This window comes from Microbacterium horticulturae, from assembly GCF_029094505.1.
Taxonomy (GTDB): Bacteria; Actinomycetota; Actinomycetes; order Actinomycetales; family Microbacteriaceae; genus Microbacterium; species Microbacterium horticulturae.
In genome coordinates, this window is record NZ_CP119108.1 from 2448093 (window position 1) to 2468020 (window position 19928).

Here is a 19928-nt window from a genome sequence, read left to right on the forward strand (position 1 = left end):
TGCCCTGCGATGTCACCGTCACTTCTTCTTCGGCTTCTTCTCCACGGGCGGCCGCTTACGGTCGTCGGGTTTGGTCTCGTCCAGAACCTTCAGTGCATCGAGGATCGGACCGTCGAAGGCGACCTCACCCTTGCGGATGACAATGCCGCGCGTACACAGCTCCTTCACCTGACCGGCGCTGTGGCTGACGATCATCATCGTGATGCCGGTGGCCGCCAGTTCTTTGAGCTTCGCGTTGCACTTCGCTCGGAACGGGGCATCACCGACCGCGAGCACCTCGTCGACCAGCAGCACGTCGAGCTCGACGTGGATGGCGACGCTGAAGGCCAGGCGCATGAACATACCCGACGAGTAGTTCTTCACCTCTTGGTCGATGAAGTCGCCGATCTCGCTGAACGCGACGATCTCGTCGAAGCGCTCCTTCGTCTCCTTCTCGGTCATACCCAGGATGGCCGCGTTGAGGAAGACGTTCTCACGACCGGTGAGCTCGGGATGGAACCCGGCGCCCACTTCGATGAGGCCCGCCACCCGGCCCCGAGTGAGCACCTCACCCCGATCAGGGCGTAGGACGCCCGAGACCAATTTGAGCGTCGTGGACTTTCCCGACCCGTTCAGCCCCATGACCGCGACGCACTCGCCTTGGCCGATTGAAAACGAGACATCGTTCAGCGCCTGAAAGCGCTGATTGCTCGCCTCGCGCCGCTTGACGAGATCGATGAACGCGCCCTTCAGGGAGCGCGTCGAGCGCTTGCGGAACCACTTGGAGACGTGGTCAACGATGATCGCCGGGTCGGCGGTGCGGGTCCGCACCGCCCTGGTTGTGGCGCGAGTGGGAGTATCGGTCATCACAGATCCTGAGCGAACGTGCGCGAGAAGCGACTGAAGACGAGCTGGCCGATGACCACCATCACAAGGCTGATGCCGACCGCGGCCAACACATGCCAACCGAACCCGGGCGGCCAGCCGATGGTGTCGTTCGGCACGACCTGCGACCAGTACGCCTCATGGAACATCTGCACCGCGACGGTGACGGGGTTGCTCATGTAGATGTCGAAGACCCACATGTGGTGAGGAACCCGTTCATACAGCATCGGCCATGTGTACATGATCGGTGATGACCACGTCGCGACCGTGCGGATGATCTCGAGGAAGTTCTGCGCATCGCGATAGCGGACGTTGATCGCGGAGAGGAAGAGGCCCACGCCGAACACGAAAGTGAGGACCATCGCAAGTCCGCCCAGCGTCAGGCCGATCGCCGCCGGCGTAGGGCGCCAGCCGAACAGCACCGAAGCGATCAGCAGCACGATGTACTGCGGCAGGAAGTGGATGAACGAGCCGACGAGCGACGCGATGGGAAACAGCTCGCGCGGCAGGTAGATCTTGCGCACGAGCGCCTTGTTCTCAAGGATCGACCGCGTGGTGGCCGACATGCTCTCGTTGAACAGGTGTACGACGCACAGTCCGGCGAACAGGTAGATGGGGAACATCTCGACCCGGCGAGTCAGCCCAAGAATGCCGCCGACGACGAGGAAATAGACCAGGAACTGCACGGTCGGGCGCACATACGACCACAGCCACCCGAGGGCGGAGTTCTTGTACCGCAGCGACGTGCTCTTGCCGATCAGCAGACGTAGCAGATAGCGATAGCGGAAGACATCGAACAGGCCACGGCCTGCGCCGGGCGTGTCATAGGCGGTCTTATCGAGTGTCATTGTCACGGGTATGTCGTCCTCGCGCCCGCGTTCATCCGGATTCGGGCCACCCGTCATCCTACTGGAACGCCGGCTGAGAACCGTCTGCAACGGTCCGTGGCGGCACCTGCGGCATCCCGACCCGCGACGATCAGCGCAGGTACCTGTTGGCCACCCAGCCAGTCCGCGAGCCGTACGTCACGTGACTCCACGAACCGCTCGTCTTCTTCACCGTCACCGTCTTGCCCCGGGGAATGACCGTGAGCACCTTCGCCTTCAGACTGCCGCTGGAGCGCAGGTTCAGGGCCGCGGTCGTCTTCTTCTTGACCGTGCTCGACGACGATGACTTCGCCGTCGACAGGTAGTCGTTGTCGACCCAGCCGGTGCGCGACTTGTACGTGACCTTGCTCCAGTCGCCCTTCGTCTGCGTGACGGTGACCGTGGCACCGCGCGGCAGCACGGTCAGAATCTTCGCCTTCAAGCTGCCGCTGGAGCGCAGGTTGAGAGCGGTCTTGACGGTGGCCTTCGACGACTTAGCGCTCGACGTCGTGCCCGAGCTCGAGGAGCCCGAGCTGGTCGGCGCCGAGGTCTTGAAGCCGGTGAGGTAGGCGTTGGCCACCCATCCCGTCTTCGAGCCATACTTCACACTGCTCCACTTGCCGCTGGTCTTCGTGACCGTGACAGTCTTGCCCTTCGGGATCACCGTGACGACCTTCGCCGACAAGCTGGCGCTCGAGCGCAGGTTCAACGCCGCCGTCGTCTTCGCGGTCTGCGGCTTCGACGACGAGTCCGACGATCCTGACGACCCGGACGAGCTCGGCTTCTCGAGCGCGAGATAGTCGCTGTGCGCCCACATAGTGGCACTGCCGACCTTCAATCGCCACCAGACACCGTATGTGCCGGTGCGCGTGTACTTCTGCCCCTGCGTAAGCGTCCTGACGCCCACCGAGCAGCTTGTGGTCGGCGCCTGCCGTGCGTTGAGCTGGCGCACCGTCACGACCGCGGTGCCGGAAGCCGAGGTCACCTTCGCCGGCGTGGCACAGCCGGTGGATGCCGCAGACCCGCCGCCGGACGACGACGAGGTGCTCTTCAGATACGAGCTGACGACCCACAGCTTGTTGCCGTCGACCGTGATGTGGTCCCACGCGCCGTACTGGCCGGTGATGGTGACCTTCGTGCCCTTCTTCAGGGTCTTCAATCCACTGCCACACAGTGTCGTCGGTGCCGTGCGCGCGTTGAGCTCGGCGACCTTGACGGTCGCGCTGCCGCTGCGGGTCGAGACGTCCTTCTCATCGGGATTCGTGCACGCCTTCACCTGCGCGGGCGCACCCGACGACGTCGAAGCCCCGGCATCGAACCAGGCGACGTAGTAGTTGTAGAAGTTGCGGTTGCCGTAGGTCGAGCAGCTGTCGCCTGTTCCCCAGCCGGCGGCCAGAGCCGCGATGTTCGGGCGGTACGGCGTGTAGTTGTAGAGGTTCGCCGTCGCCTGGTTCTTGATGTAGACCTTCGAGGTGCCGCACGACGACGACGGTGCCCACTTGATCGTGTTGTACTGACCGGCGCGGTACGAGAACGAGCTCGGCCACTTCGTGTAGATCTGCATCTGCCGAGCTCCCAGGTACACCTGCGTCGAGAAGCCGGCGTACTTCGGGTCGCATCCCTGGGGTGTGTCCGGGCAGTCGAATCCCAGGGCGCGCGCATACCGCGTCGAGCCGGGGTTGTTCATCGTGACCAGGCCCTGCTCCTTCTGAAGCATGACGATGAGCACCTTGGGGTTAATGCCGCAGGCCTTTGCCGCGACGTAGATGATGCGTGCGGCCGGCACGGACTTCTCGGCCTTCACCGCGGCGCAGTACTGGTCCTTCGCACGCTTCTCGATGTCGCCGGTATAGTCCTTCAGACAGGTGTAGCCCTTCTTGCAGCTGGTCACCTTGCCGTCGAGGAACTTCTGGATCTGCGCCTGCGACATGGCGCCCTCGTTGTAGAACTCCCCGTCGGAGATGATGTACCCGCCGTCGATGATCGACCCCGGCAGCGCCGCCGCTTCGGCCTTCAGCGCCGGCCCCGTCACCGACAGCAACGCCGCCGCGACGACGGCGGACAAGACAAGTGCGAACCCCCGGGTACGCGCGGACAGAGAGATTCCTCGCCGTGCAAACATGTGAACATTGTGGCGGATGTGACGAGTGATTACCACCCCGACCTGAATTCCGCATGCGCGACACGCCGATGCGAGCAACCTCCCAAGCGGTGCTCAGCCAGCGTTGAGCGGCTGTTCAGCCGGGGTTTTCGGCGCGCGGCTCTCTAGCGTTCGGAGATTCGAGTTCCCCAGCGGCGGGACGGAGGTCTGAGCCTCGAGGCAGCCGGTCAGCGCGAGGCGGCAGGTCAGAGATCGGCGTGCAGCTGCCAGACGCGATCGGCCGAGACCTGCCACGAGAACGCGCGTCCACGGTCGCCGGAAAGCACCCCCAGGCGATCGAGCGCCCGGCTCGTCGCCAGCGCCTGACCGATCGCGTCGCCCAGGGCCGCGGCATCCGATTCCGCGTCCTCCGGATCGCCGACGACCGCTCCCCCGTCGACGATGACCTCGCGGTGGTCGGGTGAGGCGACGGCCACGACCGGCACACTGAGCTTCATCGCCTCGACAACGCGCCACGGGAACGCCACCCGCCGGCTGGGTGCGACCAGCAGCAGGCTCGCATCGAGGATCGCCGCACGGTCGGCGGCGTCGATCTCGGCCCGCACGTGCACCCGGGTTCCGGAGATTCCGGATGCCTCGGCCATGTCGATGATCGCGGGCTCCTGCCCCTCCGCCGCCTCGAGCACGACGAGGGGAAGGTCGACTCCGGATGCCGCGATCGCCGCGAACGCGACCGGCAACGCCGACGACGCTCTGGTGTCGCCGACCACGGCGATGACCGTCTCGGGAATGCCGAGAGTGCGCCGCCGCCCGATAGCGTCGACCGGTACGGCGAAGTCAGACGCGGGGGCGCCCGCGATCACCCGAGTGCGGCCCGCGAATCCGGTCACCTGCTCGAGGCGCTGTGCCATCGCGTGCGTGGGCACGACGACCGCGTCGGCGTGCTTGCGCGCGCGCTTGAGCATGCCCTTGTGCCACGCCACGGTCGAGCGCGAGAGCTCGTCGGGGCTCTCCCACGGCAGCAGGTCCCACAGCGTGACAACGGTCTGATCGTGCTCGTTGATCCGGTCGTGACGCGTCAGCGGCGCCAGCAGGGTCGGAGAGTGGATGAGGCCGCCGCCGACACCGGCGGTGACACCCAGCTGCCACGCGGCCGCCAGCTCACGACGCCCCATGCCCAGGCGCCGCACCTCGGCCAGACCGTCGATCGCGAGATCCCGGCCGGTGGGCACGATGGCGCCCACCGCGCAGCCCGACGGCGCTGTCTGCACGAGCGCCCGGGCCAGCTCGCCCGACGCCATCGCGAGGTCGGGGTCGGTCTCGGTGATCAACTGGTCGAGCACGACCCGCAGCAGCACGCTCATGTCAGCCCTTCGGAGACGGACTCGGGGATGCCGGGTGCAGTGCCTTGTGCACCATCTTGTGCACGGCGGCGATATCGGGCGTGTACTGATCGACGCCGTTATCGGGCGTCAGCTCGATCGTGGTGACCTTCTGCTTCTTCGACTTGACCGCGAGATCGGCGAACGCCGGCAGCATCTGTGAGGGGATGTCGGTCTTGACCAGGTGCTCGCCGGCCTTCATGATCTCTTCGAAGCGGCTGAGCACAGTGGTCGGGGTGAACTGCTTGAGGATCGCCTGCTGCAGCTGGCGCTGGCGCTTCATACGGTCCCAGTCGCTGGTCGTCTTGCGCGACCGCGCGTACCACTCGGCGGTCTTGCCGTCCATGCGATACGTGCCCTTTTCGATCCAGCCGGTGGCCCAGTCATCGACCGGCTCGCCTTCGTACGTCGGTCCGCCGCCCTTGGGCAGGCGCTCGGTCACGGTGATCTCGACGCCTCCCAGGGCGTCGACGAGTGCTGCGAAGCCGTTCATGTCGATGAACGCGTAGTACGGGATGTCGATGCCGAGCAGGCCCTCCGCGGCATCCTTCGTCGCCTCCACACCGGGGGTGGACCCGTTCTTCTCCGCGTCGGGGTAGATCGCGCTGCCGTCGCGGCAGACCTCGAGCTCGGTGTTGAGCTGGTTGATCGCGCCGGTCCAGCCACAGGTGGGGTCACCGTGACCCTGGTGCAGATCGGGGTAGAACTTTCGCATCGGGCTGTCTTTCGAGAACGGGAAGCCCTCGAGGTCGCGCGGGATGCCGGTGATGGTGACCCGGCCGGTGTCGGCGTTCACCGACACGACCGAGATCGAGTCGAACCGCATGGAATCGCGGTTCTTCGAGCTGTCGGCGCCCAGCAGCAGGATGTTGTAGTAGCCGTCGGAGGGCTCTGCCATGGGGGCGGACGCCTCGAAGATGCTCGCCAGTCCCCCGTGCAGGCTGTTCACCTTGCTCGCGCCGGCCGCCGTGGTGACGCCGGAGACGACCAGCAGTGCGACCGACAGCAGCGCGATGCCGAACCGCGCCTTGGGTCCGGTCTTGACCAGGCGCACCAGGCGCAGGGTGTCGATCGTGAGGATGACCCACAGCACGAGGTAGGCGATCAGCAGCACCTCGACGAGCAGCAGCAGCGGTGCTTTCACCGTGAACAGGCCGAAGACGCTCAGATCCCACAGGAACACCTTGAGCAGCGTCGTGTACGACATCAGCGCCACGACGACCGTGACGATGAGCAGGACCCACATCGTGATCGTGGCACCCAGGCCGATCTTGCCGAGGCGCCGATTGCCGGCGAGCGCCTGCGCCGAACCCGGGATGAGGAAGTTCAGCGCCACGAGCCACCATCCGCGGCGCGTCATCATCGCCTCGGAACGGGTGTCGGGATGCCGCAGCGGCCGCTCCTCGACGAGGTGGGCTCCCTGCGCGACAGCCGTCACAACGACTCCTTCAACCGCCGGTTCTTCTGCTCGACCTGGCCCTCCAGGTCACGCGCATACGCCTCGACGCGGTCGGCGACGACCGGGTCGGCCGCCCCGAGGATGCGCGCGGCGAGCAGGCCCGCGTTCTTCGCGCCGCCGATCGAGACGGTCGCGACGGGGATGCCGGCCGGCATCTGCACGATGCTCAGCAGCGAGTCGAGCCCGTCGAGCGTCGCCAGCGGCACCGGGACGCCGATCACCGGCAGCGCGGTGACCGACGCGAGCATGCCGGGCAGGTGGGCGGCGCCACCCGCGCCCGCGATGATCACCTTCACGCCGCGCCCCCGCGCCTCGCGTCCGTACGTCACGAGCTTGTCGGGCGTGCGGTGCGCGGAGACGACCTCGACCTCGTGCGGGATGCCGAAGTCGGTGAGGGCCCGGGAGGCGTCGCTCATCACGCGCCAGTCCGAGTCCGAGCCCATGACGACTCCGACCAGGGGCGATGATGACGAGTGCAGAGGCTGAGTCACTCGTCAAGGCTAGGGCGAGTGTCTGGAAGATCCCCGCAACGGCACGGGATGAACCGCGCTTTACCGTCAGTCGGCGAAGAAGGCGGCCGCGGCGCGGGCGTCGTAGACGACATCGTCGAGGTCGTCGCCCACGGCGTTCACGTGCCCGACCTTGCGGCCGGGGCGCGGGTCTTTGCCATACGTGTGGATCTTGACGTCGGGGTGTTCGGCCATGACCTCGGCGAACCGCGCGTCGATCGAGCCCTCGGCGGGTCCGCCCAGGATGTTCACCATGACCGCCCACGGCTGGCGCGGCGCGGGGTCGCCCAGCGGCAGGTCGAGCACCGCGCGCAGGTGCTGCTCGAACTGGCTGGTCACGGCGCCGTCCTGCGACCAGTGGCCGGAGTTGTGCGGGCGCATCGCCAGCTCGTTGACCAGCACGCGGTCATCGGTCGTCTCGAACATCTCGACCGCCAGCATCCCGGTCACCTCCAGGCCCGCGGCGATAGCGACGCCGACCTGCCCGGCGACCTCGGCCAGGCGCGTGCTGATGTGCGGTGCGGGCGCGATGACCTCGGCGCACACGCCGTCACGCTGCACGGTCTCGACGACCGGGTACGCCATGACCGGGCCGGAGGGGCGGCGGGCCACCTGCTGCGACAGCTCACGGCGGAAGTCGACGAGCTCTTCAGCCAGCAGCGCCCCGCCGTGCGCGTCTTCGGCGAGGGCGGCGAACCAGTCCTCGGCCTCGGTCGCGACCGACACGACGCGCACGCCCTTGCCGTCGTAACCGCCGCGCGGGGTCTTTACGACCGCGCGACCGCCGTGGTCGTCGAGGAACGCCTGCAGCTGCGCGACATCGGACACGGCTGCCCAGTCGGGCTGCGGCATCCCGAGCTCGTCGAGCCGGGCGCGCATGGCGAGCTTGTCTTGCGCGTACTGCAGCGCGTCGGGACCCGGGTGCACGGCCACCCCCGCATCGACGAGCGCACGCAGCACCGGCTGCGGCACGTGCTCATGGTCGAAGGTGACGACGTCGACGCCACGAGCGAAGTCGAGCACGGTCTGCTCATCGTGATAATCGCCGACGGCAGACGCCGCGAGTTTCGCCGCCATGCCCTCTTGCTCGGCGAGCACGCTCAGCTCGATGCCGATCTCGACCGCCGGGGCGATCATCATCCGGGCCAGCTGGCCGCCGCCCACCACTCCGACTCGCAGGGTCATCCGCGTCCTTCCGTCGTGCTCCATTCTGCCGCACGCGGCGCGCGGGTCAGCCGGGCAGCTGGCTGTCGCGGTGCGCGAGGATCTGGTTCACCTCGACCTGGTCGACCAGCACCTCGTGCACGAGCGCCGGCCGCGGGATGTTGTGCAGCAGCAGCGGCGCCTCGATGCCGTTGGAGAGGACGAGTGTGCCCGTTCCCCACAGACGCTGCAGGATGCCGCGGCGCAGGGTGATCGTGTACCCGCGGGCGTGAGCGAGCTCACGCCGGTGCGTGACCATCACGCCGCGGCGTTCGATGACCCGCTCGGTGGTCAGCAGGTAGATGTGACCGCGCCACGCCGCGAACGGCAGCACGACCAGCAGCAACACGATGACCGCCGCGGCGGCGATGAGCATCCAGTTCTCGAACGGCGAGGGCAGGTTGTCGTAGAAGTACCCGGTCGCGCCGGCCACCGCGATGAGCACGAGGGCCGACCAGATGAGACGCCGGGCGTGCGGCCGGATGCGCGCGATGCGCAGCTCGGGCGTCGGCATTCCCGGCGCCGGCGTGAGAGGCCGGCCCCCGATGCTCGTCGGCTGCGTCATGCTCCCATTCTGACGGACACCGCCGACATCGCGGGTATCCGCGCCGCGCCGCATGACGCCCCGCGTCGCCCCGGCGGTGAGAGTGCAACTGGTGGACGAAGAAGCGGTTGCTTCCCTATCTCTCGGCAACCCACTGCACTCTCACCGCATGGCAGGCGCCGCCTGATCGCCGAGAGAACACCTGCGCGCCGAGGGAACGGGTATTACCCGCACCCTCGGTCGGCAGGTGTTCTCTCGCGGTCAGGGGCGGGATGCCGCATCCGGCCGCACGTGCACGACATCGCCGGCCGACACGGCGGTCTCGTCGGCGCCGGCGGCGACGACCAGGCGGCCCTCGTCGTCCAGGCGCTGCGCGCGCCCGAGCAGCACCTCGCCGTTCGGCATCGACACGCGCACGTCCGACCCCAGGGTCAGGCAGAGCGCCTCGACCTCGCCGCGCACACCGGACGCGCCCGCTCCCCCGCGGGCGAGCGCAGACAGCTGCTCGTCGAGCGCCACGAGGTAATCGGCGATGAGCTGGTCTTCGTCCACCTCACGCTCCAGGGCCGCGAACGAGGTCGCCGTGGGCACGGGCAGGTCTTCGGCGCGCATCCGGGTGTTGACACCCGAGCCGATGACGACGGCGTCCGGTTCGCCGGGGACGACCGATGCGAGGATGCCGCAGATCTTTCCGCCGTCCACGAGCACGTCGTTGGGCCACTTCAGGCCGACGGTGTGGCCGGATCCTCGCAGCTGCGCACCCACCGCTCGCGTCATCGCGGCGCCGGCGGCCAGCGGCACCCACCCGCGCCGCTCGACCGGGATCCGCGGAATGCGCACCAGCACCGACACCGCCAGCGCCGCGCCTGCGGGGGTGGTCCAGGTGCGGTCGAGCCGCCCGCGCCCCGACCGCTGGTCGGCCGTCAGCAGCACCGCCAGGTGCGGCCAGCCCACGGGATCCGCCGCGGCCCCGGCCACGGCATCCGCATTCGTCGAGCCGGTGGATGCCACGACCCGCAGCCGCGGGGTCACACTGGCGATGCGCGGGTAGGCGTCAGTCATGCCCCCACGATAGGCCCGCGGCATCCACCACCCCGCGCGCACTGGTGTGAATCGACAGGGGATGCCGCAACCCGTTGTGCAGTGTCTCTCACAGATCCCGGGCGGCCGTCGTTAGGGTGGAATGCGTGACCGAACCGGACCTGACCACGACCGCCGGAAAGATCGCCGACATGCGCGCCCGCTTCCAGGAAGCGGTCACCGATGCCGAGGCGAAGGCGCAGAGCAAGCAGCACGCCAAGGGCAAGAACACAGCCCGCGAGCGCATCGAGATGCTGCTCGACACCGGCTCGTTCACCGAGATCGACGAGTACGTGCGCCACCGCACGACCACGTTCGGCATGGAGAAGGCACGTCCCTACGGCGACTCGGTCGTCACGGGGGTCGGCACGATCCACGGCCGCACGGTCGCTGTGTACGCGCAGGACTTCTCCACCTTCGGCGGGTCGTTGGGCGAGGTGTCGGGCGAGAAGATCATCAAGGTCATGGAGCTGGCGCTGCGCAACGGCGTGCCGATCATCGGCATTCTCGACTCGGGCGGCGCGCGCATCCAGGAGGGCGTCGTGGCCCTCGGCAAGTACGGTGAGATCTTCCGGCTGAACACCGCCGCGTCGGGCGTCATCCCGCAGATCTCGATCATCATGGGGCCTGCCGCCGGTGGCGCCGTGTACGGGCCGGCCCTCACCGACTTCGTCATCATGGTCGACAAGACCAGCCAGATGTTCGTGACCGGCCCCGACGTCATCAAGACCGTCACCGGCGAAGACGTCGGCATGGAGGAGCTCGGCGGCGCGTTCACGCACAACACCCGCTCGGGCGTCGCGCATTACCTCGCCGACGACGAGGACGACGCGATCGACTACGCGCGCACGATGCTCGGGTTCCTGCCCGACAACAACCTCGCCGAGGTGCCGGTGTACGAGAGCGGCTTCGAGTGGGAGACCACCGACGCCGACCGGTTCCTCAACACGATCATCCCCGACTCGCCTAACCAGCCGTACGACATGCACCAGGTGATCGCGCATGTCGTCGACGACGGCGAGTTCCTCGAAGTGCAGCCGCTGTTCGCCCCGAACATCACGATCGGCTTCGGCCGCGTCGAGGGCCGTTCGGTCGGCATCATCGCGAACCAGCCCAACCAGATGGCCGGCACCCTCAACATCGACGCGGGTGAGAAGGCGAGCCGCTTCGTGCGGTTCTGCGACGCGTTCTCGATCCCGATCGTCACGCTCGTCGACGTGCCCGGATACCTGCCCGGCACCGACCAGGAGTGGACCGGCGTGATCCGCCGCGGCGCGAAGCTGCTGTATGCGTACGCCGAGGCGACGGTGCCGCTGGTCACCGTCATCCTGCGCAAGGCATACGGCGGGGCTTACATCGTCATGGGATCGAAGCAGCTCGGTGCCGATGTCAACGTCGCGTGGCCGACCGCCGAGATCGCGGTGATGGGCGGGCAGGGCGCCGTCAACATCCTGTACCGCGGCGAGCTCAAGCGCGCCGAAGAGGCGGGTGAGGATGTCGCGGCCGTACGTGCGCGTCTGGCCAACGAGTACACCTACTCGGTGACCTCGCCGTTCCTGGCCGCCGAGCGCGGCGAGCTCGACAGCATCATCGAGCCTGCACAGACCCGCGTGTTCATCGCGAAGTCGCTGCGCGCGCTCCGCGGCAAGCGCGTGACGCCGGCCGCGAAGAAGCACGGTAACATCCCGCTATGACCTCGGGGGACGTCACGGGCGCACCGCCGCAGATCGACGTGGTGCGTGGGAATCCGACCGACGTCGAACTCGCGGCGCTCATCGCCGTCGTGAGCGAGGCGTACGCGCGCGAGGAAGAGTCGGCCACCGCAACGGAGTGCGGTCGGCGCAGCCCCTGGGAGATCTCTTCGCGCAGCCTTCGCCGGCCGCTGCGCCGCGAGCTCGGCTGGCGCAACTTCACCGCCTGACCGGCCGCAGATGCGGGGATCGTGTCCCCCAAAATACCTACAGACGGGCTCTTGCGGCTCACGCATACTGGATGTGCTGGAACGCTTCTGCGTTCGGCTGACCTGCTCATCCAGGGTAGATGAGCACAGGTTCGGCCACCGTGGACGGTTTTCGGGTAACTGTCCACACAGGAGAGGGGCGGGCGGCTTCGCCGCCCCTCTCCTTTCTCTTGGCCCGCGCGCCTGGCCACGGCATCCACTCTCCTCGCTCCGGCATCCGCGCAGCACCTACCGATCGGTGAGGGAACAGCTGGCGGCCGAGAGATAGGGAAACAACCGCATCCTCGTCCATCAGTTGTTCTCTCACTGTCTTGGGCGGCCCGGGGCGGGCGGGCGGAGAGCGCGCGCGGGCGGCTGAGAGGGCGGGATGCCGCGGCTCAGCCGCGCGCGGGGCGGACGATCTCGCGCCAGAGGTCCACGCTGTCTTCGTCGGGCAGCGAGCCGGCAGCCGAGCGTCCCACAACCGTGACCGCGATCTCGGGGTGCGTCGACGATCGGATGTACAGGCGCTGCGACACCGCGTCGTGCACGGCCGCGGCGAGCTCGGTGCGGATCCGCAGCAGCTCGTCGTCGCTCAGGCCCTCCAGCCCGCCCTCGTCGAGCACCGACACGGTCGCACCACGCCGGCGCGCGGCATCCAACTCCGCCCGCACGCCGTCGTCGAGCAGCCGTGCGCCACGCAGTTCGTCGCGCAGCTGTCCCTCGGCGATGCGCGCCTCGGTGCGTTCGCGCTCGTCGAGCAGACCCGCCTGCTCGATCGCGCGCGAGAGGATGGGCCCGGCCACCGCGAGCGCCCGCTGCACCTGGATGCGGCGTTCCCGCTGCCGGCTCTGCTGCGCGGCCCGCCACGCCGAGGCGGCGCGCTGCAGCTCGGAGAGCCGTGCGGCATCGAGCGCCGCACGGTCCATCGACATGAGCAGCAGCTGCGAAGCCAGGACCCACATCGCCGAGCCGATGAGGCCGAGCGTCAACGCCGGCAGCAGCCCCAGCCAGACGATGGTCGAGGCCGCGAGCAAGACGATGCCCGCCCACGCGACCCACGGTCGCCGCCGCACCATCGTCACCATCATGAGCAGGCCGATGCCTCCCACGTACCAGGTGCCGAACGACGTCGTGCGTGACCCCGGCGCCAGCGCCGCGGCGGCGGCGTTCGGGATGACCGCTGCAGCGAGCAGCACGACGCCGCACACCCACACGGGCATCCGTGTCGGGCCGCGGCGCCCGGCGGTGAGCACGCCGTCGCTGAGCAGACCGCGCGCGGCCACCGGCCGCCCCTCGACGAACAGCGAGAACACGATGACCACGAAGTAGAGACCGGTCATCGCCAGCGCCAGCGCCGGATGCTCGACGCGGCCGCCGGCCCACACCAGGCTGCGCGTCGCGAGATACACCGCGAACGCCGTGGCGAGCGCGGTGAGGATGCCGCGGACTGTCATCTTCATGCCGTGTCCGCCCATTCCATCGTGACCCGGGTGCCGCCGGAGCCCGACGAGATCCGGGCGCGGCCGCCCACGGCCGCCACACGCGCGTGGATCGACGCGCGGATCCCCAGTCGGTCGGCGGGCACGGCGTCGGGGTCGAAGCCGGCGCCGGAATCCGAGACACGCACGGTCACCCGCACCGGCTCGCGCTCACAGTGCACGGCCACGCGCAGCCCTGCGCCGTCGGCATGCTGCACAGCGTTCGTGATCGCCTGGGTCGCCGCCAGGGCGAGTGCGCGTGCGACGACACCGGGTAGCCGGACGCCGTCGAGCTGCGACCGCTCGACGCGCAGGCCCGATCCGGTCTCGGCCGCCGACACCTCGATCTCGTGCGCGATGGTCTCCGCGTCGACAGGTGCCTCCGAGCCCATGCCCGCGTCCGACTCGGCATTGGCCAGGCGGGTCAGTGCTTCGCGGGCCATGCCGACCGCCAGCGTGCGCTCGCGGTCGGTATGGGCACGCTCCACGGCGATGAGCGCAGCCAGCACGCTGTCGTGCATGAGCGCTCCCACGGCCACCCGCTCCTGCTCGGTGGCCTCCGCCGCTGCGGCGGCCGCATACGAAGACACCGCCTTCGCGCGGGCGGTGTCGACATTCGTGGCGACCGAGCGCAGCATCCACCCCAGTGCCACCAGGATGCCGCCGAGGATCAGTGCGAACGACACGTCGAGCACGACCGGGATCGCGTAGCGGGGGTCGAAGCCTGCCTGGATCAGGCGGACCACCCCCCACAGCACCGGGATCACCACCGCGCAGACGATCTGCCACACCAGCGGGAACGCGAGGACCGCGGCGACGGTGGCGACGTTCAGCAGGAAGAAGATCCACGGCTCGACCTCGGGCTCGCTGGGCACCCCGGCGGCCGCCACCGGCCAGATCACCAGCGCCGCCGTATAGATGACGACGAAGATGGCGGCCAGCGCGCGTTGGAACCGTCCGACCACGCACGCCATGAGCATCAGCCCGAGCGGGAGGAAGACGATGAGCTCCATCGCCGGATGCCACTCCGACCGCTCCGCGGTGGTGTTCAGGGACGTGATCAGCCCCTGCACGCCGAGGACGGCGCAGCCGACGGCGATGACGAGGGAGAGGATGCGCTCCACCCGGGTGCGGGTGAACGCTCCGACGCGCGCGACGCTCTCCGGCGAACGCGGAACGCGTCGCCACGCCGCATCGATCGCGGCCCTGTCGCTGTCAGCTGTCACCGGCGTCTTCGATGGGGGTCAGGATGCCGTCTTCGACGGCTCGGCGTAGCAGGTCGACCTTCGTGGGGGCCGGTCGTCCGACGTCGACGTACTTGACGCGGACACGCGTGATGTTCTCTTTGGCCGTGGAGTAGGCGATGCCCAGCCGGTCGGCGACGATCTTCAGCGGCAGGCCCGTGGCGTACAGCCGCAGGACCTCGCGCTCGCGTGCCGACAGCTGCGCGTCAGCGAAGGCGCGGTCGCCGTCGACGGCGCTGGCCCATTCCACGTTGTTCAGCGGCTCGCCGCTGGCCACGGCCTGCACGGCCGAGATGACCTCGTCGATCGGCGATGACTTGCTGACGATGCCCGCAGCGCCCGCGGCGAGTGCCTCGCGCACCGCTGCGGGCCGGTCGGCGACGCTGTGGATGATGATGCTCGAGCCGTCGCTGACCAGCGCGTGCACGTTTTCGGTGACGGTGGTGCCGTCGCCGAGCGTCAAGTCGAGCACCACGACATCGGCGGGGGCGGCGCCCGTGCGGGCTCGCCACTCGAGGCAGGCCGTCACCGAACTGCCCGAGAAGACGACGTCCATGTCACCGGCCCGCGCGCATGCGGCCTCCAGGCCCAAGCGGACGGACTCGTGGTCGTCGATCAGGGCCACTCGCGTCATGCCATCAGGGTAGCGCGACGCGCCGCGCCGGCAGGCTCAGACGCGGGTCAGCAGCGTGACGGCCTCCACGTGATGCGAATTCGGGAAGAGGTCGACCGCGGTCACCGAGGCCGGCGCGTACCCGCCCTCGCCGAAGGTCGTCAGGTCACGGGCGAGCGCCACCGGGTCGCAGGCGACGTAGACGATGGATGCCGGACCCAGGGTCACGAGTTCGCGCACGACATCGCCGCCGGCGCCCGAGCGCGGCGGATCGAGCACCACCACGCCACTGCGCAGGCGCGCGAGGTCGCGCTCGCCTGCCTGTTCGCGGAACTGCGGCAGCCAGCGGTCGACGCGCCCGGTCTCGGCGCGGGCGCCCACCCACTCGGCAAGGTTCTCGCCCGCGTGCTCGGTGGCGCGCGCGTCGGACTCGACGCTGACGATGCGGCTCGCACCCGCCTCGCCCAGCGTTGCGGCGAACAGCCCCACGCCGCCGTACAGGTCGAGGTGCAAGGCGTCGGGATCGAGCGCGGGCAGTGTCTGCCGCACAAGATCGGTGAGAGCGGCGGCGGCACCGCGGTGCACCTGCCAGAAGCCGCCGGCGTCGACGAGGAACTCGCGGCTGCCGACGCGCTCGACAACGACCTCGCGCGCCGGATTGCGGCGCTTCGCGGGGGCCGCGCGGCGCGTGGCGCCCGGGCCGCGGTGACGCTTCTCGTCGCCCTTGTCGTGTTTGCCGACGCGCTTGTCGTGGCGCGGACGCGCGAGCACCCGCACCCGGCCGTCGGCGGGCTCGACGAGATCGATGCGCCCGGGAGCCTCGGGTGCCACATCCGCGGCGGTGCGCGCAATCGCCTCGGTCGCCAGCGGAAGGTCGTCGACCTCGATGACACGGTGGCTGCGCGCCGCATACGGACCCACGCGCCCCTCGTCGTCGACGTGCAGGCTGACCCGCGTACGCCAGCGGCTGCCGTCGTCGCCGTCGATCGTCACCATCCGCACGGGCAGGTCGACTCCGCCCATGCGCTGCAGGGCGTCCTGCAGCACCTCGAGCTTGAGCGCGCGCTGGTGGTCGAGCGCTATGTGCCCGAAGTCGGCGCCGCCGGGTCGGCGCTCGGGCGGAACCTCGACGTCCGCCTGACGCCACACATGCGGACGGCGGTGAGCCGAGGCATCCATCACCTCGACGGTCTCGCCGCGCCAGAACGACTTCTCGCCGGTCTGCGTGAGCTGCACCCGCACCCGCTCTCCCGGGATCGCGTCGGGCACGAACACGACGCGCCCTTCGTGCCGCCCGACGAACACCCCGCCATGGGCGACGGAGGTGATGTCGAGCTCGATGTGATCGCCGGGTTGCATCTTCCGATCGTTTCACACCCGGATGCGCTCCGGCTGGGCGCCTTGCGGGCCGAACGTGTGCGTTCAACATGCTGAATCAGCGCATCGAGCACCGCACGGGGGCCGAAGTGGCGCTTCAGCATGTCGACAACACACGGCTACCGTTGACCCATGCGCGTGTGCCTGGCCTCGACGTCCCCCGCCCGTCTGATGCTGTTGCGGCAGGCCGGGATCGATCCCGAAACCGTCGCGCCCGACGTCGACGAAGAGGCCGTGATCGCCGCGGTGGAGGCTGCGGAGAACCGCCCGCTCGAGCCCGCGGAATACGTGCTGCTGCTCGCCCGCCGGAAGGCGGCGGATGTCGCGGCGCGCGTCGCAGCGGACGACCCATCGTTCGACGGGCTCGTGATCGGCGGTGACTCGATGTTCGTGCTGGACGGGCAGATCCTCGGCAAGCCGTACACGCCGGAGGTCGCCACTGCCCGCTGGCAGCAGATGCGCGGACGCACCGGCATCCTGCACTCGGGGCACAGCATCTATCGGCTGCAGCCGGGTGCGTCGCCGGTCGAAGCACATGCGTCGGCCGAGGCATCCGTGACTTTCGCCGCCGACGTGACCGATGACGAGATCGCCGCGTACGTGGCCACCGGCGAACCGCTCTTGGTCGCGGGCGCTTTCACGATCGACAGCCTGGGCGGCCCGTTCATCGATCGGGTCGACGGCGACCCGTCCACGGTGGTCGGCATGTCGCTGTCGACGCTGCGCCGGCTCGTGCGAGAGCTGGGTGTGCGGTGGACGGATACGTGGACGTCCTCGTAGATCGTCCTACACAAATCCATCGCTATCTTGTGCGGTGCAGTCAAAAGAGCGCCGAACACGCTCGGTAGGCTGAAGTCCATGCCTGAAATCGCCAAGGTGCTCATCGCGAACCGCGGCGAGATCGCCGTACGCATCATCCGTGCCGCACGCGACAGCGGAAAGTCATCCGTCGCCGTGTACGCAGATCAGGATCGCGACGCCCTGCATGCCAAGCTCGCCGACGAGGCATACGCCCTCGAAGGCGCCACGAGCGCCGAGACGTATCTGTCGATCGACAAGATCCTCTCTGTCGCGCGCCGTTCCGGCGCCGACGCCGTGCACCCGGGTTACGGCTTCCTCGCCGAGAACGCCGAGTTCGCCCGCGCCGTCATCGGCGCCGGGCTCGTCTGGATCGGCCCTACGCCCGACGCTATCGAGGCACTCGGCGACAAGGTCACCGCGCGTCACGTCGCCGAGAAGGTCGGCGCGCCGCTCGCCCCCGGCACCCAGGGCACCGTCTCGGGTGCCGATGAGGTCGTCGCCTTCGCCCGCGAATTCGGCCTGCCGATCGCCATCAAGGCCGCCTACGGCGGCGGCGGGCGCGGTCTGAAGGTCGCCCGCGAGCTCGACGAGGTCGCCGAGCTGTTCGAGTCGGCCACCCGCGAGGCGGTCACGGCGTTCGGCCGCGGCGAGTGCTTCGTCGAGAAGTTCCTCGACAAGCCGCGTCACGTCGAGACGCAGTGCCTGGCGGATGCCGCGGGCAACGTCGTCGTCGTCTCCACGCGCGATTGCTCGCTGCAGCGCCGCAACCAGAAGCTCGTCGAAGAGGCCCCGGCCCCGTTCCTGACCGACGAGCAGCGCGACGTGCTCTACTCGTCATCGAAGGCGATTCTGCGCGAGGTCGGCTACGTCGGCGCGGGCACGTGCGAGTTCCTCATCGGCGCCGACGGCACGGTGTCGTTCCTCGAGGTGAACACGCGCCTGCAGGTGGAGCATCCCGTCTCCGAAGAGGTCACCGGGCTCGACCTGGTGCGCGAGCAGTTCCGCATCGCCGAGGGCGGCACGCTCGACTACGGTGACCCGGCGCCTATCGGCCACTCCTTCGAGTTCCGCATCAACGGCGAGGACCCGGGCCGCGGGTTCCTCCCCCAGCCCGGACCGGTCAAGGTCTTCAAGACGTTCGGCGGTCCCGGCACGCGCCTGGACTCCGGCGTGACCGCCGGCGACGTCGTCGGCGGGGCCTTCGACTCGCTGCTGGCCAAGATCATCATCACCGGCCGCGACCGTGCCGAGGCACTGGAGCGCGCCCGTCGCGCCCTTGACGAGTTCGAGGTGGGCGGTCTGCCCACGGTGCTGCCGTTCGACCGCAAGGTCGTGCGCGACCCGGCCTTCACGGCCGAGGACGGCGTCTTCGGCGTGCACACGCGCTGGATCGAGACCGAGTTCGACAACGACATTCCGCCGTGGGACGGCGAGATCGGCGACCCCGAGCCGACCGAGACGCGGCACACGGTCGTCGTCGAGGTCGGCGGCAAGCGCCTCGAGGTCAGCCTGCCGGACCGCATCGCCGCCGCTCCCATCGCCGCCGGCCGCCCGGCCGTCGCGCCACCCTCGCGCCGCTCGCACGCGACGGTCGCCAGCGCCGGGGCGTCCGGTGACGCCGTGAAGTCGCCCATGCAGGCGACGGTCGTCAAGGTCGCCGTCGAAGAGGGCCAGCAGGTCGTCAAGGGCGATCTGGTGCTCGTGCTCGAGGCGATGAAGATGGAGCAGCCCATTCAGGCCCACAAAGACGGCGTGGTCACCGCGATCAATGCCACGCCGGGCACGACGGTCTCGGCCGGCCACCAGTTGCTGACGATCGCGTAGCGACGCATTACGGGGGACGGATGCCGCAGGTCAGGCCGCGGCTTCGCTAGGCTCATCGCATGCCCCGCGCGCTTCTGAGCATCGCCGCGGCGTTGATTGCGTGCGTGGCGATCAGCGCATGCGCACCCACCCCGAGCTTCGAAGACGATGTCGCGAGTGCACGGGCCGTGGCACGGCGGTCATCGACGCCTGCGGGCCCGGCGGCGATTGAGCCGACAGAGCCCGCCGCGACAGCACCCGCGGCTCCGGCTGATCCGTGGCAGGGGTATTTCGACGGCACGGGCGATGGCGATGCCACGAGCTCGTACTGGGGGTCGTTCGGCCCGCCCGGCGGTGTCGTCACGGTGGGCGACACCGACGAGTCGGCGAAGGCCGGGCACCACTTCGTCGTCGTGTCGTGTGCGGGAGCGATCACCCTGACGGTGACGATGTCATCAGTCACGTCGGTGATGTCGGCCGACGGCAAGGCATTCGAGACCGGGCCTGCCACTGCGCACGATATCGACTGCCCAGTGACGGCCCTTCTCGACATCACCACCGATTCTCCGGGCCTGTCGGTGCACCTCGACAGCCACGGTCAGCCGGGCGCCTTCGACGTGCGCATCGACCCCGACGACGTCACCCAGGGCCCCTGACCGAGA

General features: G+C 69.1%; 18 protein-coding genes. 5 read left to right on the forward strand and 13 right to left on the reverse strand.

Annotation, left to right across the window (positions count from 1 at the left end):
• Positions 1-18 precede the first annotated feature (18 nt).
• The 9 genes from PU630_RS11760 to PU630_RS11800 all read right to left on the reverse strand — a co-directional run bounded on the left by PU630_RS11760 (position 19) and on the right by PU630_RS11800 (position 9990).
• Positions 19-846 (reverse strand): ABC transporter ATP-binding protein, encoded by an 828-nt coding sequence (locus tag PU630_RS11760; protein WP_275277254.1) that lies wholly within the window; start codon positions 844-846, stop codon positions 19-21.
• A complete protein-coding gene (locus PU630_RS11765; protein WP_275277255.1) occupies positions 846-1712 on the reverse strand; it encodes an ABC transporter permease in 867 nt (288 codons plus the stop codon). The genes PU630_RS11760 and PU630_RS11765 overlap by 1 nt, the downstream gene beginning before the upstream one ends.
• A gap of 130 nt (positions 1713-1842) precedes the next feature.
• Positions 1843-3795 carry an SH3 domain-containing protein gene (locus tag PU630_RS11770; protein ID WP_275277256.1) on the reverse strand — a complete coding sequence of 651 codons (1953 nt, stop codon included), beginning with the start codon at positions 3793-3795 and terminating at the stop codon, positions 1843-1845.
• Between the two features lie 281 nt (positions 3796-4076).
• Positions 4077-5195 (reverse strand): glycosyltransferase, encoded by a 1119-nt coding sequence (locus PU630_RS11775; RefSeq protein WP_275277257.1) that lies wholly within the window; start codon positions 5193-5195, stop codon positions 4077-4079.
• Position 5196: 1 nt separating this feature from the next.
• The gene (locus PU630_RS11780; protein ID WP_428981951.1) at positions 5197-6651 is read right to left on the reverse strand and encodes an LCP family protein; all 1455 of its coding nucleotides are present in this window, start codon (positions 6649-6651) and stop codon (positions 5197-5199) included.
• A complete protein-coding gene (gene purE / locus PU630_RS11785; protein WP_275280094.1) occupies positions 6648-7115 on the reverse strand; it encodes a 5-(carboxyamino)imidazole ribonucleotide mutase in 468 nt (155 codons plus the stop codon). Before purE ends, PU630_RS11780 begins: the two co-directional genes overlap by 4 nt.
• A gap of 114 nt (positions 7116-7229) precedes the next feature.
• The gene (locus PU630_RS11790) at positions 7230-8366 is read right to left on the reverse strand and encodes a 5-(carboxyamino)imidazole ribonucleotide synthase (RefSeq protein WP_275277258.1); all 1137 of its coding nucleotides are present in this window, start codon (positions 8364-8366) and stop codon (positions 7230-7232) included.
• A gap of 46 nt (positions 8367-8412) precedes the next feature.
• Positions 8413-8949, reverse strand: coding sequence for a PH domain-containing protein (locus PU630_RS11795; RefSeq protein ID WP_275277259.1), 537 nt, complete (start codon positions 8947-8949; stop codon positions 8413-8415).
• A 240-nt stretch (positions 8950-9189) separates the two neighbouring features.
• Entirely contained in the window at positions 9190-9990 is an 801-nt protein-coding gene (locus PU630_RS11800; protein WP_275277260.1) for a biotin--[acetyl-CoA-carboxylase] ligase, read from the reverse strand.
• A 170-nt stretch (positions 9991-10160) separates the two neighbouring features.
• Here PU630_RS11800 and PU630_RS11805 point away from each other — a divergent pair, with 170 nt between their 5' ends.
• Both PU630_RS11805 and PU630_RS11810 read left to right on the forward strand, forming a co-directional pair.
• On the forward strand, positions 10161-11702 hold the full coding sequence (locus PU630_RS11805) for an acyl-CoA carboxylase subunit beta (protein ID WP_275280095.1): 1542 nt from the start codon (positions 10161-10163) through the stop codon (positions 11700-11702).
• Entirely contained in the window at positions 11699-11929 is a 231-nt protein-coding gene (locus PU630_RS11810; protein WP_275277261.1) for an acyl-CoA carboxylase subunit epsilon, read from the forward strand. The genes PU630_RS11805 and PU630_RS11810 overlap by 4 nt, the downstream gene beginning before the upstream one ends.
• A gap of 416 nt (positions 11930-12345) precedes the next feature.
• Here the strand turns inward: PU630_RS11810 and PU630_RS11815 are convergent, their stop codons facing one another.
• The 4 genes from PU630_RS11815 to PU630_RS11830 are packed head-to-tail and all read right to left on the reverse strand — an operon-like array spanning position 12346 to position 16644.
• The gene (locus tag PU630_RS11815) at positions 12346-13410 is read right to left on the reverse strand and encodes a hypothetical protein (protein WP_275277262.1); all 1065 of its coding nucleotides are present in this window, start codon (positions 13408-13410) and stop codon (positions 12346-12348) included.
• On the reverse strand, positions 13407-14654 hold the full coding sequence (locus PU630_RS11820) for a sensor histidine kinase (protein WP_275277263.1): 1248 nt from the start codon (positions 14652-14654) through the stop codon (positions 13407-13409). Before PU630_RS11820 ends, PU630_RS11815 begins: the two co-directional genes overlap by 4 nt.
• Entirely contained in the window at positions 14644-15306 is a 663-nt protein-coding gene (locus PU630_RS11825; RefSeq protein ID WP_275277264.1) for a response regulator transcription factor, read from the reverse strand. The genes PU630_RS11820 and PU630_RS11825 overlap by 11 nt, the downstream gene beginning before the upstream one ends.
• 36 nt (positions 15307-15342) lie before the next feature.
• Positions 15343-16644: a class I SAM-dependent RNA methyltransferase gene (locus PU630_RS11830; RefSeq protein WP_275277265.1), complete on the reverse strand. Its 1302-nt coding sequence runs from the start codon at positions 16642-16644 to the stop codon at positions 15343-15345.
• Between the two features lie 150 nt (positions 16645-16794).
• Between PU630_RS11830 and PU630_RS11835 the strand changes: the two genes are divergently transcribed.
• From PU630_RS11835 to PU630_RS11845, 3 genes are all read left to right on the forward strand, one after another.
• Positions 16795-17442, forward strand: a complete 648-nt coding sequence (locus tag PU630_RS11835) for a Maf family protein (RefSeq protein WP_275277266.1) — start codon at positions 16795-16797, stop codon at positions 17440-17442.
• Between the two features lie 78 nt (positions 17443-17520).
• The gene (locus PU630_RS11840; RefSeq protein WP_275277267.1) at positions 17521-19287 is read left to right on the forward strand and encodes an acetyl/propionyl/methylcrotonyl-CoA carboxylase subunit alpha; all 1767 of its coding nucleotides are present in this window, start codon (positions 17521-17523) and stop codon (positions 19285-19287) included.
• 59 nt (positions 19288-19346) lie between these two features.
• Positions 19347-19922 carry a hypothetical protein gene (locus tag PU630_RS11845; RefSeq protein ID WP_275277268.1) on the forward strand — a complete coding sequence of 192 codons (576 nt, stop codon included), beginning with the start codon at positions 19347-19349 and terminating at the stop codon, positions 19920-19922.
• Positions 19923-19928: the final 6 nt, after the last annotated feature.

Bases quoted from the DNA above. Each gene is read 5' to 3' on its own strand.
- PU630_RS11765 (WP_275277255.1), bottom strand. From the start codon at position 1,712: ATGACACTCGATAAGACCGCCTATGACACGCCCGGCGCAGGCCGTGGC.
- PU630_RS11760 (WP_275277254.1), bottom strand. From the start codon at position 846: ATGACCGATACTCCCACTCGCGCCACAACCAGGGCGGTGCGGACCCGC.
- PU630_RS11795 (WP_275277259.1), bottom strand. From the start codon at position 8,949: ATGACGCAGCCGACGAGCATCGGGGGCCGGCCTCTCACGCCGGCGCCG.
- PU630_RS11835 (WP_275277266.1), top strand. From the start codon at position 16,795: ATGCGCGTGTGCCTGGCCTCGACGTCCCCCGCCCGTCTGATGCTGTTG.
- PU630_RS11805 (WP_275280095.1), top strand. From the start codon at position 10,161: ATGCGCGCCCGCTTCCAGGAAGCGGTCACCGATGCCGAGGCGAAGGCG.
- purE (WP_275280094.1), bottom strand. From the start codon at position 7,115: ATGGGCTCGGACTCGGACTGGCGCGTGATGAGCGACGCCTCCCGGGCC.
- PU630_RS11800 (WP_275277260.1), bottom strand. From the start codon at position 9,990: ATGACTGACGCCTACCCGCGCATCGCCAGTGTGACCCCGCGGCTGCGG.
- PU630_RS11845 (WP_275277268.1), top strand. From the start codon at position 19,347: ATGCCCCGCGCGCTTCTGAGCATCGCCGCGGCGTTGATTGCGTGCGTG.
- PU630_RS11775 (WP_275277257.1), bottom strand. From the start codon at position 5,195: ATGAGCGTGCTGCTGCGGGTCGTGCTCGACCAGTTGATCACCGAGACC.
- PU630_RS11810 (WP_275277261.1), top strand. From the start codon at position 11,699: ATGACCTCGGGGGACGTCACGGGCGCACCGCCGCAGATCGACGTGGTG.
- PU630_RS11830 (WP_275277265.1), bottom strand. From the start codon at position 16,644: ATGCAACCCGGCGATCACATCGAGCTCGACATCACCTCCGTCGCCCAT.
- PU630_RS11790 (WP_275277258.1), bottom strand. From the start codon at position 8,366: ATGACCCTGCGAGTCGGAGTGGTGGGCGGCGGCCAGCTGGCCCGGATG.
- PU630_RS11840 (WP_275277267.1), top strand. From the start codon at position 17,521: ATGCCTGAAATCGCCAAGGTGCTCATCGCGAACCGCGGCGAGATCGCC.
- PU630_RS11825 (WP_275277264.1), bottom strand. From the start codon at position 15,306: ATGACGCGAGTGGCCCTGATCGACGACCACGAGTCCGTCCGCTTGGGC.
- PU630_RS11815 (WP_275277262.1), bottom strand. From the start codon at position 13,410: ATGAAGATGACAGTCCGCGGCATCCTCACCGCGCTCGCCACGGCGTTC.